The sequence below is a fragment of the Microbacterium deminutum genome, from assembly GCF_039530205.1.
Classification (GTDB): domain Bacteria; phylum Actinomycetota; class Actinomycetes; order Actinomycetales; family Microbacteriaceae; genus Microbacterium; species Microbacterium deminutum.
In genome coordinates this window covers 51,691-64,434 of sequence record NZ_BAAAOG010000001.1, presented here as the reverse complement: position 1 = coordinate 64,434, position 12,744 = coordinate 51,691, and the positions used below count along the sequence as shown (strand labels likewise).

General features: G+C 70.4%; 14 protein-coding genes. 3 read left to right on the top strand and 11 right to left on the bottom strand.

Annotated elements, in window-relative coordinates:
• Nucleotides 1–16: 16 nt before the first annotated feature.
• The 8 genes from ABD212_RS00320 to ABD212_RS00285 form a co-directional block, all read right to left on the bottom strand.
• Entirely contained in the window at nucleotides 17–1,273 is a 1,257-nt protein-coding gene (locus ABD212_RS00320) for an FAD-dependent oxidoreductase (RefSeq protein ID WP_344090001.1), read from the bottom strand.
• 109 nt (nucleotides 1,274–1,382) lie between these two features.
• Entirely contained in the window at nucleotides 1,383–2,972 is a 1,590-nt protein-coding gene (locus ABD212_RS00315; RefSeq protein WP_344089999.1) for an alkaline phosphatase family protein, read from the bottom strand.
• A gap of 57 nt (nucleotides 2,973–3,029) precedes the next feature.
• Entirely contained in the window at nucleotides 3,030–3,761 is a 732-nt protein-coding gene (locus ABD212_RS00310; RefSeq protein WP_344089997.1) for a RibD family protein, read from the bottom strand.
• Nucleotides 3,758–4,735, bottom strand: coding sequence for a lysylphosphatidylglycerol synthase transmembrane domain-containing protein (locus ABD212_RS00305; protein ID WP_344089995.1), 978 nt, complete (start codon nucleotides 4,733–4,735; stop codon nucleotides 3,758–3,760). Before ABD212_RS00305 ends, ABD212_RS00310 begins: the two co-directional genes overlap by 4 nt.
• Nucleotides 4,732–5,541, bottom strand: a complete 810-nt coding sequence (locus tag ABD212_RS00300; protein ID WP_344089994.1) for an SAM-dependent methyltransferase — start codon at nucleotides 5,539–5,541, stop codon at nucleotides 4,732–4,734. The genes ABD212_RS00305 and ABD212_RS00300 overlap by 4 nt, the downstream gene beginning before the upstream one ends.
• Nucleotides 5,538–6,596 (bottom strand): glycosyltransferase family 4 protein, encoded by a 1,059-nt coding sequence (locus ABD212_RS00295; protein WP_344089992.1) that lies wholly within the window; start codon nucleotides 6,594–6,596, stop codon nucleotides 5,538–5,540. The genes ABD212_RS00300 and ABD212_RS00295 overlap by 4 nt, the downstream gene beginning before the upstream one ends.
• A complete protein-coding gene (locus tag ABD212_RS00290; RefSeq protein ID WP_344089989.1) occupies nucleotides 6,578–6,979 on the bottom strand; it encodes a 6-pyruvoyl trahydropterin synthase family protein in 402 nt (133 codons plus the stop codon). Before ABD212_RS00290 ends, ABD212_RS00295 begins: the two co-directional genes overlap by 19 nt.
• A complete protein-coding gene (locus ABD212_RS00285; protein WP_344089986.1) occupies nucleotides 6,976–7,956 on the bottom strand; it encodes a zinc-dependent alcohol dehydrogenase in 981 nt (326 codons plus the stop codon). The genes ABD212_RS00290 and ABD212_RS00285 overlap by 4 nt, the downstream gene beginning before the upstream one ends.
• Before the next feature lie 89 nt (nucleotides 7,957–8,045).
• Here ABD212_RS00285 and ABD212_RS00280 point away from each other — a divergent pair, with 89 nt between their 5' ends.
• The gene (locus ABD212_RS00280; protein ID WP_344092357.1) at nucleotides 8,046–8,816 is read left to right on the top strand and encodes a CDP-alcohol phosphatidyltransferase family protein; all 771 of its coding nucleotides are present in this window, start codon (nucleotides 8,046–8,048) and stop codon (nucleotides 8,814–8,816) included.
• A 15-nt stretch (nucleotides 8,817–8,831) separates the two neighbouring features.
• Here the strand turns inward: ABD212_RS00280 and ABD212_RS00275 are convergent, their stop codons facing one another.
• Entirely contained in the window at nucleotides 8,832–9,740 is a 909-nt protein-coding gene (locus ABD212_RS00275; protein WP_344089983.1) for an SDR family oxidoreductase, read from the bottom strand.
• Between the two features lie 54 nt (nucleotides 9,741–9,794).
• Nucleotides 9,795–10,370: a TetR/AcrR family transcriptional regulator gene (locus ABD212_RS00270; RefSeq protein ID WP_344089980.1), complete on the bottom strand. Its 576-nt coding sequence runs from the start codon at nucleotides 10,368–10,370 to the stop codon at nucleotides 9,795–9,797.
• Nucleotides 10,371–10,456: 86 nt separating this feature from the next.
• Between ABD212_RS00270 and ABD212_RS00265 the strand changes: the two genes are divergently transcribed.
• The gene (locus tag ABD212_RS00265; protein ID WP_344089978.1) at nucleotides 10,457–10,882 is read left to right on the top strand and encodes a tautomerase family protein; all 426 of its coding nucleotides are present in this window, start codon (nucleotides 10,457–10,459) and stop codon (nucleotides 10,880–10,882) included.
• Between the two features lie 16 nt (nucleotides 10,883–10,898).
• Here ABD212_RS00265 and ABD212_RS00260 read toward each other — a convergent pair whose 3' ends face one another.
• Nucleotides 10,899–11,723, bottom strand: a complete 825-nt coding sequence (locus ABD212_RS00260; protein ID WP_344089976.1) for a zinc-ribbon domain-containing protein — start codon at nucleotides 11,721–11,723, stop codon at nucleotides 10,899–10,901.
• A gap of 538 nt (nucleotides 11,724–12,261) precedes the next feature.
• Between ABD212_RS00260 and ABD212_RS00255 the strand changes: the two genes are divergently transcribed.
• Nucleotides 12,262–12,693 carry an SRPBCC family protein gene (locus ABD212_RS00255; RefSeq protein ID WP_344089973.1) on the top strand — a complete coding sequence of 144 codons (432 nt, stop codon included), beginning with the start codon at nucleotides 12,262–12,264 and terminating at the stop codon, nucleotides 12,691–12,693.
• Nucleotides 12,694–12,744 lie beyond the last annotated feature (51 nt).

Here is a 12,744-nt window from a genome sequence, read left to right as displayed (position 1 = left end):
GCAGCCTCGTACCGGTTCAGGGGGATTCCAGCAGTTTCAGGCGACGGGAATGAGGAGCGAGCGATCGCGCGACCGTCATCGCCGAGCGGATCGCGCTCTCGTGCGAATCGGCGTCGTCGGCATAGAGGCCCGCCAGCCACAGCCGGTGCTGACCCTGCAGCAGCTTCAGACGCTGCTGCGCATCGAAGTACTCGAGGTCGATCATGCCGTGCTGATAGGTCGCGATCGCATGCAGCGGCTCGGGCATCGCCTCGTCGAAGGTGATCCAGCTCTTGAAGATCGGCAGACCACGGGCGGGACTCCAGATCGACAGCGAACTGTGGCGCCCATCCCAGCGCGCGTTGACGACCGACCACGCCCGCTCGTCGCGGGGCATCAGGCGCCGGTCGCCGTGGATGGCGATCGTCGTGTCGAAGTAGCGGAATCGCCGCAGCTGCTCGCTGCGCGTGTCGAGCACGGGAATGGACTCGATCAGAGCGAGCGCCTGACGCGCGTTCGTCGCGAGGACGAGGTGATCGAACGTGTCGCGGCGGCCGTGGGAATCAACGATCGAGTACCCGTCCCCCTCCTGATCGATACGACGGATGCCGGCATCCAACCGGATCCCTTCCCGCCCGATCCCATTCGCGAGAGCGTCGATATAGACCTTGAGTCCGCCGGCGACCTCGCTCTGCGGCGGCGGCGTCAGGCCCGACGGCATGTTCGCGCCGAGGTAATACAGCGCGTTGTATGCGGCGAACCCCCGGAATTCCGACAGCTCGACGCACCAGAACGACAGCAGCAAGGGGTAGAGGAATCGATCGACGAAGGCTTTCGGCATCCGCTCCTGCGCGAGATAGTCCTCGATCGTGATCGTCTTGTCGTGCTGCCCGAGGAAGGCGGGGATGCGTGCCAGGAACCGGCGGAAGCGGAGCATCGAACCGATCGCGGAAGGTGTCAGCGACGACTGGACGGGTCGCCCGTCGCGGAAGGGCGGGAGGACCACCGCGTGCTGGTCGCGTGCGTCGAAGACCGTCAACGTCGCGGGGTAAGACGACCGGGCGACGTTCAGGGCGTCGAGCAGCCGGTTGAACCGGCGGTAGGACTGGCCCCCGCCGAAGAACTGGAAGCCGGCATCGATCTCGATTCGCCGGCCATCGGTCTCGACGTCGATCGTGTGGGCGTGACCGCCGAGCCGATCCTCGGCCTCGAACAGGGTCACGTCATGCTGATCAGCGAGCAGCCACGCGCTCGTGAGACCGGCGGCGCCCCCGCCGATGATCCCGATCTTCACGCGAACCTCGCTTCGCGGCGCTGGCCGACCCCCGCCAGGCGAATCTAGCGCGAAGGTTCCGCGCAGCGTGCCGGCTCCCATCCAGAGCGGGACGCGGGGACCCGGGCTGTCAAGGTGTGAACGCCTCGAAGAACCGGTCGCGGAACTGGTCCATCCGCCACACCGGGGCCGACTGCGTCGGGAGCACACCGCTCTGCCACCGCCAGGAGGCGATCCTGTCGAACACCCCGGGATCCTTCGAGATGATCGAGATGGGCACGTCGTGGTTCGCGGCCGCGCCGCTGACGATCCTCGCGGGCTGGTGGTCGCCGAGCACGATGAGCACGAGGTTCCGCTGGTCGTGCGTGTGCAGGAACGAGAACATCGCGCCCAGCGTGTACTCGACCGACTGCCCGTAGACGCGCTGGACGCGCTCCGGGTCGGGCCACACCGCCACCGGGGCCAGACCCTGCGCGGGCTGCGGATCGAAGATGGAGCCGTCGCCGAGGGCCGACCACGGCACGAGGCGGGGCAGCGGGGTCCACGGTGTGTGGGACGACACGAAGTCGATCTCGGCCATGACCGGGGCGTGTGCGGCGGCGAGCTCCTCGTCGTAGAAGTGCTGCCAGGTGTACTGGTCGGGGATGCGCGCGTAGCTGAACACCGGCCCGTGGTAGCCCATGTTCAGGGAGTTCATCATGGCGTCGTACCCGTAGAACTGCTTGCCGAGCGCCCAGGGCTCGCTGTTCGAGGGCACGACCGAGACCGTGCGCCATCCCGCGTTCTCGAACGCCCGGGTGAGCGTGAGCCGCGTGCCCGCGGTCAGCCGGTCGTAGTTCTGCTGGGAGTCGATCCAGACGCCGCTCTGGAGCGTCGAATGCGCAAGCCAGCTCACTCCGCCGAAGGTGGGTGAGCTGAGGAACGCGCTCTGCGCGGAGTACCCGTCCTCGGTGAGCTGCGCGCCACCGGCCCGCAGCACCCGATCGACGCCGGGCGAGAAGGTGGAGTCCTGCACCGCGACCTTGCCGTAGCTCTCGAGGAACGCGACGACGACGTCCTTTCCCTTGAGAGCACTGAGCAGCTGGTCGGAGGGAACGGTGCGATAGGGATCGGTGCGGACCGCGGCCGCGAAGGTCTGCTGGTCGCGGATGCTCTGAGCGGTCTGCGCAGAGGTGGCGGCGAGCGCCGATGCGGCGTCGGCGGATGCGAACGGGATGCCGGGCAGCGAATGGACCCCCGCGAGCGCGCACACGATCCACACTGCGGTCACGGTCGCCGCCACGAGGCGTCCGGCACGCCCGGATCTCACGGTCACCTCCTCCGCCCGCAGCGCGGCGCGCGCGAGCGCGAACACGGCGCCGACGAGCAGCGCCACCAGGACGCCCAGGATGACGAATGCGTTGAGAGTTCCCGTGGCATCGCCCACCACCCCGAACGCGCTGAGCAGCGCGGGGCCGTCGTCGACCAGACTGAACGCGCGGTCCACCGTCGCCTCGAATCCGAGGTCGAGGGCGGCCACCACCGTGGCGGTGACCACGATCACGCCGAACGCCCCGGCGACGAGCCACCGGGTCCGCCGGCCGGGGATTGCGAGCAGGATCAGCAGCACCGCGATCGATTCCGCGGGCAGGCTGAGCAGGGCTGCCGGGGTGCCCGCGGTCAGTGCCCCCGTGACGAGCGGAGCCACGACGAGCGCCGCGAACGCGACGATCGTCGCCACCCGTGCACCGCGGCGTGGTGCGCGCCGTTCATCGAACCCGTCGTTCACCGTCTGCCCTCACGATCGCGCAGAGCGGCCTCCGGCGCCCTCGGCCTCGCGAACGGCGGGCTCGAAGCGGTCGGACAGCGCGTACCGCAGGAGGACGACGTCTCCGATCGGTCGCGTCTCGGCGAGGGTCGCCCGTCGTGTTGCGGTCCAGGGGAAGCGCCCCGCCTCGACGAATCGCGGCGCGCGAGCCTCCCCGACGAAGAACGGGGCGATCACCAGCTGCAGCTCGTCCACGAGGTCCTCGACGAGGAACTGAGTGTGCAGTCGTCCGCCGCCCTCGACCATCAGCCGTCTCACTCCGCGGCACGAGAGATCGTCGACGACATCTGTCATCGTCACGCAGGCGCCGAGGCCGACCACTGTCGCAGCACCGTCGAGCCTGCCCGCGACGCGGCGCACGCTGCCCTCCGGACAGTAGACCGTCTTCGCCACGTCGCCCTCGGCGAAGAACGATGCATGCGGGGGCAGATCGCCGCTCGAGGTGACGGTCACCTTCATCGGAGAGTAAGGCCTCCCCGCGGCGATCCTCATGAGCCGGCGGTCGGCGCTGCGGACCAGGAGCCGAGGATCGTCGCGGCGGACGGTGGATGCACCGACCATGATCGCGTCGCTCTCGGCACGCAGCTGATCGACGCGGTCGAAATCGGCGGGATTCGACATCGACAGCTGCCGGGGTGCGGCGCTGTCGAGGTAGCCGTCGAGCGACATGGCGCAGCTGAGGGTCACGTACGGACGGTTCATGACGACTCCTCGACCGCTGCGGCACGGGTCGCGCGGCGACGGTGAAAAGCGGATGCCGCCGCCACCGCCGCGCCGGGTGCGACGGCGATCATGGCCAGCACGCCGAAGGCGGTCGACGCGGCGAGCCCGGTGGCCGCGCCCAGTCCGGCCGACGTGAACGCCCAGGCCGCCGCCCCCTCGCGCGGGCCCCATCCCCCGATGTTGAAGGGAATGGAGGCGGCGAGCACCGCGATGAGCGCGACAGCGGCCAGTCGCTGGGGCGGCGCATCGACCCCCACCGCGAGGCAGGCCACCACGAAGGTCGCGACGTGGCCAGCGACCACGACCAGGGAGGCGACGACCACCTTGGCGACGGTGCCGACGGTCCCGAACGCCGTCCTGACGGCGTCGAGCTCGCGGTGGACGACATCGCGCGCACGCGTGCTGACAGCCGCCGCGACGACCACTCCGGCGCAGGCGACGACCACCGCGAGGAGCACGATGCCCACAGCGGGAGCGTAGGCCGACATCCCGAGCGCCACCAGCACCATGACGGCCAGCCCGATCTGCACGACCTGCCCGGCGGTGCGCTCGGCGACGACTGCCCGCGACGCCTGCGCGACCTGGCTGACGCTGCGTCCGTGCGAGACGGCGCGGTGCACGTCACCGACGACGCCACCGGGCAGGACGGTGTTGAGGAACTGCGATCGGTAGTACGCCGACACGGCCTGCGGCCACGTCAGTGCCAGGCCGAGCCGGCCGGCGAGGATCCGCCACCGCCAGGCCGCCGCGGCCGTGGCCGCCGCGGTCAGCAGCAGTGCCGCCACCACCGAGGGAACCGAGACGGCGGCGAGTCCGCGGACGAACGGCGCAGCGCCCGCCTGAAGGATGATCGCCACGAGGATCACGGCGCCGACAGCGCCCCGCCCCCATGCGCGCAGGCGAGCGGCACTCGGCGCCGCGCGCGCCGGCCGTGCCCCGACGGCGGCGGTCATGGCGACCACGCGAGGATGTCCTGGTGGTCGACGACGATGCGGAGCGTGCCGTCGGCGAGCTGCCGGGCGCGGGTGCGCGAATACTCGTCCGCCCATTCCTGGAGTGCCGGCCGCTCCTCGACCGCCCCGGCGACCCTTCCCTCCAGCCACTCCTGGATGAGCCGCTGATCCGTCGCGTCCAGCTGCCAGGCCGAGTCGGCGACCCGCACCGACCAGCCGGCATCGCGGAAGAGATCGACCACCGTGCCGACGGCATCCGGCCCGAGCAGGCGGCGATCGCCCGCCATCCGTCGCTGATGGTCGTTGAACGTCGATTCGAAGACGCGGTCCCCGGGATCGACCGGTTCGAGGCGAATACGCCCGGTGACCGTGAGCGTGAGGAGCGCAGGCGCACCCGAGGTGACGCACGCGCGCACGATCGCCTGCGCCTCTTCGCGGGTGATGAGATCGAGCAGACCCGACGCCGTGATGAGCGAGGCGCCTTCGAGTGCGTCGTCGCTCAGGGGCGAGGCATCCGCTTCGCTCGCGCGGATCACGACCGGGGGGCTCGACAGCCCGGCGGGATCCTCGGGGCTACCCGCGAGCAGGGCCGGATCCGCGTCGTGGAGCACCCAGGTCTGCCGTCCGCCGAGGAACGGGGCGAGCCAACGCAGCATCGACCCCCTGCCACTGCCGAGGTCGTGCACGACGATCGGGCCACGGGTCAGTCTCGCCGCCGCGACCGCCAGCGCCCGTGATCGCGACCGCCCGTCCGCGTGCTCGCGCAGCGCCTGCCACTCCGCCGACTTCGGCATGACGGCGGTCATCGCACACCTGCGAGGGTCTTCGCGATCCGCTGGATGCTGTCATCCCATCGAGGCAGGTCCGATCGTCCGCGCCGCGCCTCGTCCGCGAGTCGTGCTCGCAGGGCGGGATCGACCATCCACCGCTGCAGTGCCGTGCTCAGCGCGCGCGGCTCACCGGGAGGCACCAGCACCGCCGCATGGCTGCGGGCGACCGTCTGCGGGATCCCTCCCGCGCTGCTGGCCACGACCGGGATGCCGCGCCGCAGCGCGTCCGCGATCGCCATGCCGTAGCTCTCGGCACGAGACGGCGCGACGAGCAGATCTGCCCGCCGGTAGGCCCGATCGAGCTCGTCCGCGCCGAGCACTCCCGCCATCCGGACCCGGTCGCCGAGCCCGGCCTCTTCCGCCAGTCGTGCTACCCGCTCCGCGAATTCCGGGCTGCTCTCGAGCGAGCCGACGATCGTGCACGTCCACGGCGCCCCCGGCTCGAGGTTCGCGAGTGCTTCGACCAGGGTGTCCTGGCCCTTGTGCGGCGCGACCACGCCGACGCACAAGAGGGCTCCGCCGCTCGGCGTTCCGGTGGCCGCGACGGCGTCGTCCGAACCCGGCAGGGCGACGACGACCGGGCTGAACGGCACGAGGTTGCGGCTCAGGAGCTCGGACCGAGTCCAGGCGCTCGTCGCGATCACCGCCCGCGGGACCCAAAGCGCCCTTCGCTCGCCGTCGACATCACGTGGATCGGCGTCAGGGAAGGCCGCCGACACCATGTGCGCCAGCACCACGATGCGCAGGCGCTCAGAGGCCACTTCCACCGCCGCCGGTGAACGGGTGGCTACCAGCCCGTCGATCAGCACGAGCTCGCCGTCCGGCACGTGCGAGAGCACCTGATGGGCTGCGGCGGGCGCGTCGACCGCCACCGGCGACACCCGCACCGTCCAGCCGAGGCCGATCAGGCCGTCCCTCACACGGCGGTCGCAGACGTTGCCGCCGCTCACCCGGGCCTGATCGTCGATGTCGTCGGGGACGACCAAGTGGACGACGCCGCCCCCGCCCGGATTCACAGTGTCACCTCGCACGTCGCCCACGCGATGTGCGACTCATGCAACGTGACGGCGACCCCGGTGAGCCCCAAGCCCCCCACCCCGAGATCGCCGTCACGTGCAGCCGTGACGAGCCGCTCAGCGATCACGCCGCAGAGCCGCTCGGTCGTCGTATTGATCCCCTGGAACTCCGGCTCGTCGTCGAGATTCCGGTACGAGAAAGTCGAGAGGATGCCGCGAAGCGCGTCCGAGGCCCGTCCGATGTCGACCACGACACCGTCACCGTCCAGATTCTCGGCGCGAAAGCTCGCGTCGACGACATAGGTCGCGCCATGCAGCCGCTGGGCGGGGCCGAACGTCTCGCCGACGAGGCTGTGGGCGACCATCATGTGGTCCCGGACCGTGACGGAGTAGGTCACTCGGCATCCCTCCAGTCGATCGTGTGGCAAAGACCTGGCGAGGTTCCCGCGGCGACGGATGCCATGACCTCGGGCAGATCTCGCCATGACGAGGTCTCATCGAGCAGGGCGTCGAAGGTCTTGTCGCGCAGGAGGTGCAGGGCGAGCTCCAGCCGATCTGTGGTCGTCCGGCTCGCGCGTCGCCGCGGCGAGACCATGCCGACCTGGCTCGAACGGATCGTCAATCGGCGGGAATGGAAGTCCTCGCCGAGGTTGAGCCGGACCGGGCGGTCGCCGAACCAGCTCGCGACGATGATCTCCCCCTCGACCACCGTGGCCTGCAGCGCGAACTGCAGACCCTCCTCGGACCCGCTCGCGTCCACGATCAGATCCCGATCGAGCGGTGCGTCCTCGGGATGCTCGTACGCGATTCCGAGCCGCTCGCAGACAGACGCCTTCGAGCGGTCCACATCGACCACGTTCACGTCCACGCCGGGGATCTCGCGCGCCAGCCGCGCGACGGCGCATCCGATCATCCCCGCCCCGACGACGGTGATGCGGTCTCCGACGAGGGGCGCGGCATCCCACAGCACATTCACCGCGGTCTCGACCGCCCCCGCAAGAACGGCCCTGTGGGCGGGGACGCCATCGGGGACCACGGTGACCGCCGACGCGGGCACCACGAAGGTCGATTGGTGCGGGAACAGAGTGAACACGGCGCGACCCCGCAGATCGGCGGGACCTTCTTCGACGACGCCGACATTGAGGTAGCCGTACTTGACCGGCCCGGGGAAGTCGCCCTCCTGGAACGGTGCGCGCATCCGCTCGTGCTCACCGGTGGGCACCTCACCCCGGAAGACCACCGACTCGGTTCCCCGGCTGATGCCCGTGTACACCGTCCGCACCCGGACCTCGCCGGGCTGCGGATCGCGCAGCTCGCCGGTCCGCAGCGCCCCCCGGCCCGGCGTCTCCACCCAGAATGCCGTGGCCTGCGTCACTGCGCTGCACCCCCCGATTGAACCTTCGCGCACGCGGCGTACGTGTCATGAGTGGTACCCATGAGGAGAGAACGGATCTCATCGTGCAAATGGTTCACCTCGCTCCGCTCTCGTCGGTCGTCGGCGGCCTCGTCGGCCTGGTGATCGTCGCGTCGTCAGACGGGCTCTCCCCCGCCGGCTGGATCGCCGGATGCCTCTACCTCATCGTCTCGAACCTTCTGCTGACAAGGGGGTTGCTTCGCGGCGGCGCGGCACGTTTCGGTCCCGCGAACGCAGCCACCTCCATCCGCTCCACGCTGGTCGGAGTGATCACGGCGCTGGTGGCGACCTCCTTCACGACCCAGATCTCGGTGCCCCTGCTCATTGGGCTCACGGCACCCGCGCTCGCGCTGGATGCCGTCGACGGCTGGCTCGCCCGGCGCACGCACACCGCGAGCGAACTGGGCGCGCGTTTCGACATGGAGGTGGATGCCTTCCTCATCCTCGTCCTGAGCGCCTTCGTCGCGCAGGACCTCGGATGGTGGGTGCTCATGCTGGGGCTCATGCGATACGCGTACGTCGTGGCGGGGTGGCTGCTCCCCTGGCTGCGCGGCGCCGTGCCGCCCCGGTACTGGGGCAAAGTCGTCGCGGCCGTCACCGGCATCTCGCTCGCGTCAGCCGCGTCGGGGCTTGCGCCCACGTGGTTCGACGCCGTCGTGGTACTCGGCTGCCTCGTCCTGCTCATCGAGTCGTTCGGCCGCGATGTGGTCTGGCTGTACGTCCGCCACCGCGCGACCGTGCCGCGACGGATCCGGCCGTCGGCCCGGGGGATGACCGCGCCGATCATCGACGGACGCGGCGAAGGCGTCGCGCACCTCTGACGTCGGGCCGGTCCGTCAGGAGGGCGACAGCCGCTCGCCCGTGAGCGACTCGCCGATCGCCCACACCGAGGCGGGGAGGTCCACGCCTCGGGCACTTCGCGGCAGATCGACGCGGACGGCCGGACCGACAAGACCGCCCCACTGGCTCGGGCCGTAGTACGCGCCCTGATCCGCGTCCGGATCGGAAGCGGCGAACAGCAGCGGCTCGGCACCCTGCTCGGGCTCCTGCGACGGGAGCGTCGACCGCCGGATGGGCGGCAGCGGTGTCTCGCGCGCGAGGTTGCGACCAGAGGTCTGCAGGTTCGTGCGCGTGAATCCGGGGTGCGCGATCGTGCTGAGCAGCGGCCAGTCGCGCTCCACGGCCACGGTCGCCAGCCGCACGCCCATCAGCAGGTCGGCGAGCTTCGACTGCGAGTAGGCGCGGCTCGGTCGGTAGCTGCGGACCGACTGGAGGTCGTCGAAATGGATCCGGCCGTAGTTCGCAACCATGCTGCTCATGGTGACGACACGCGGCGCCGAGCCCCGCAGCAGCACCGGCAGCAGCCGCACCGTCAGCGCGAACGGGCCAAGGAAGTTCGTCCCCAGCTGCAATTCGAACCCGTCGACGGTCGTCATCCGATTCGGGGGCACCATCACCCCGGCGTTGTTGACAAGCACGTCGAGAGCGCCGTCGGCGTCGACAGACTCAGCGAACGCGCGCACGCTGGCCAGATCGGCGAGATCGAGACGCCGCACCTCGAGATCGGCATCCGGATGCACGCTCAGGATGTCGCGACGCGCCTGTTCGCCCTTGCCGATGTCTCGCACCGCCATGAGCACCGAGGCACCGGCGCCGGCAAGGCGCGTGGCGGCCTCGAGCCCCGTCCCACTGTTGGCGCCGGTCACGACGAAGCGGCGACCGCTCTGATCGGGGACGCTGTACATGAGCCCTCCTCGGGGCGCGGACCGACGGGTACGACCGCGACCGCCGCGGCGAGTCTAAGGCCGGCGGGGGTCGGGCGACAGCCGGGCCGCGACCTGCTCGAGCTGGTCGGCGACCGTGTCGAACGGCTCGAGGCTCCCCGACGCCCGCGCCATGACGACCGCGCCCTCGGACCCGGCGATGAGGAGCGCGGCGAATCGATCGGCTTCGGACCGCTCGGCACCGCCCGCCACGAGAAGCTCCGCGAGGCGACCTCGCCATCCCGCGAACGCGGCGCCGGCGGCATCCCGCAGCTGCGCCGTCGGCGCCGAGACCGTCACCGCGAGCACCGAGCATCCGACCCTCGTGTCCGTGGCGACCAGGAGTGCGCGCCACATCTGGAGGAATCCGTGCGCGATGTCGATCGGCCCGCGTCCTTCGAGCGAATCGAGCAGGGCGATCGCCCGGTCGCCGGCGACCCGCACGGCCTCGCCGATCAGCTGATCCTTGCCGTCGGGAAAGTGATGGTAGATCGAGCCGCGAGGAGCACCGGATGCCTCGAGCACAGTGCTGAAGGACGTCGCCTGATATCCGTGCTTGGCGAGCAGAACGACGGCGGTGTCGATCATGCGGCCGCGGACTCCCGCTGTCATAGACCGCCCCCTCCAGATCGCCGGGTCTTGACTATGACGATCATCATAGTCCATAGTTGTCACGTCCCTCGAACAAGGAGCCCGCCATGCCCATGATCGACATCTACGCCACTGCCGGCACCTTCCCCGACGTGCACGCGCTCGCCCGGGATGCCGCGGCCGTGGTCATGCGGGTCGAGCAGGTGCCCGACATCCCGATGTTCCGCAACAACACCGCCGCCTTCGTGCACGAGCTCGCCGACGGCGCGCTCTCGAACGTCGCCGGAGCGAGCGACTACGTCCGGATCCAGGTGCTCACCAACGCCGGAGCGCTCGACCGCGACAAGCAGCTTGCTGTGACGGCCCAGCTGACCCAGCTGGTGGCGGATGCCGCAGGCGATGCCGGCCTCAAGGACCGCACGTGGGTGCTGCTGACCGAAGCGATCCCCGGCGGCTGGGGTCTCGGCGGCATCGCGCACACCAACGAGGAGCTGGTGCTGGCCGCCCGGGCCGAGATCGCGTCGCTGAGCTGACCCGGCGCGCGTACGGTCACCGCAGATACGCGTCGATCAGCAGCGATCCTCGGATGTCGCGGAACGCGTCGAGCAGTCGATCGACGCCGCGCCGGCCCAGAGACGAGAGCTGAACGTCATACGGGCCGAGCTTCTCGAGCTTGCCGGTGCGGATCCGAACGATCTCCCATCCGGCGGCGCGCAGCACCCGGTCCTTGCGCCGATCGGCTTCCTCGCGCTTGCCGACGTGCTCGAGCCCGAACCGGCCGGGGCTGTCGTACTCCAGCGCGATGCGAAGCTCGGGGAGCAGGATGTCGGGCCACACCTCGAGATGGTCGAAGAACGGTCGGCTCACCCGCACCGCGTTGAAACCATCGGTGACACCGAGACGCGCGAAGAGGTCGGCGCGCAGGCGCGCTTCGACGGCGGACGCGGGCCGCGGGGCGCATTCGCTCACGAACGGCTCGCCCACCGGCAGCTCGGGCGTCTTCGCGCACAGCGGCGGCGGCGTCCGCGTGACGGACGGCCTCGGCTCGCCGGCCGGCCGGATTCGCGGCGGCTGCGCGAGCCCTGCGCACTCGGGACACCACGCGGACCTGCGGCGCTCGCGCCCCGGACGCGCGCGCTGTTCGCTCGGCGTCGCCGCGAACAGGTGCCCGGCCTCGCACTGCCAGAGCAGCAGCACGTCCGCGGCGGGGGGAATCTGCGTCAGGGTGATGCCGGCGTTGAGCTCGGGGTGATACTGCCGGATGAGCATCGGAAACGCCGCCCACGCCTCGCGATAGGTGCCGACGGCATACGGCACGTCGGCGCCCCGCGAGAACTGCCGGCGTGCCCACCACGCTTCGACCCGTTCCGCCATGGCTGGCACGGTACCCGGCACCACCCACACGCGGCTCGGGGCCATACTGAGCCCGATGGGTGACATCGTCTCGCAGCTTCTCGCCAGCGACGAACCCTCCATCCGATGGCGGGGGCGCACCGCCGTGCTGGCGGAACCGCACGACGCGCCGGCGGTGCGGGCGCTGCAGGAGCAGATCCGGCGCTCCGACCGCGCGAAGGGGATCATCGACGGATGCCGCGGCTCCCGGCCTTCGCGAAGTGGCGGGGTCCGCACTGGGCGCTGCAGTCCCTCGCCGCACTCGGATTTCCCGCGGGCGACGAGCGTCTCGTCGCGATGCGCGATGTGATGCTCGGTCGTTGGCTCGCACCGATGTACCTGACCGACATCGACGTGTCTCGGGTCACGAAGGCGCGGAGAAGATCGTTCGGGGATCGAGGCGGTCTCGTGGGGGTCAGCAGTGCCTCGCGGCATCGACGAGTGGGTCACTTCGGACGTCCTCGCCGTGCTCAGCGCGGCCGGACGGCTCTGACCTTCGGCGCAGGCGTACCATCACGCCATGGCCCGCTCGACGAACACGGTTCTCATCCATCGCCCGGTCGAGGACGTGTTCGCGTTCTTCACGACTCCGGGAAACGACCGGCGGTGGCGCACCCACGTGATCTCCATCAGCGCCGACGGACCGGTCGCGGTCGGAAGCCGCATTTCGCAGTCGGTCGCCGGACCAGGCGGCCGAACCATCCCCGCCGACATCGAGGTCACCGGCTGCGAACCGTATTCGCGGTATTCGTTCACGGTGGTCGCCGGGCCGGTGCGTCCGTCCGGCGACTTCCGCTTCAGTGCGGAGGGCGACCACACGCGGGTCGAGTTCACGCTGTCCGCGGAGTTGTCCGGAGTCAAGAAGCTTCTGATGGGCGGCGCGGTCCAGAGGTCGATGGATGCCGAGGTCGCCGCTCTCGTCGAGGCCAAGCGCATCCTCGAAGCCGCATAGCGGGGAATCCTGCGGCCATACCCCGCCGGGAGTACGCCAAGAACCTCCGCG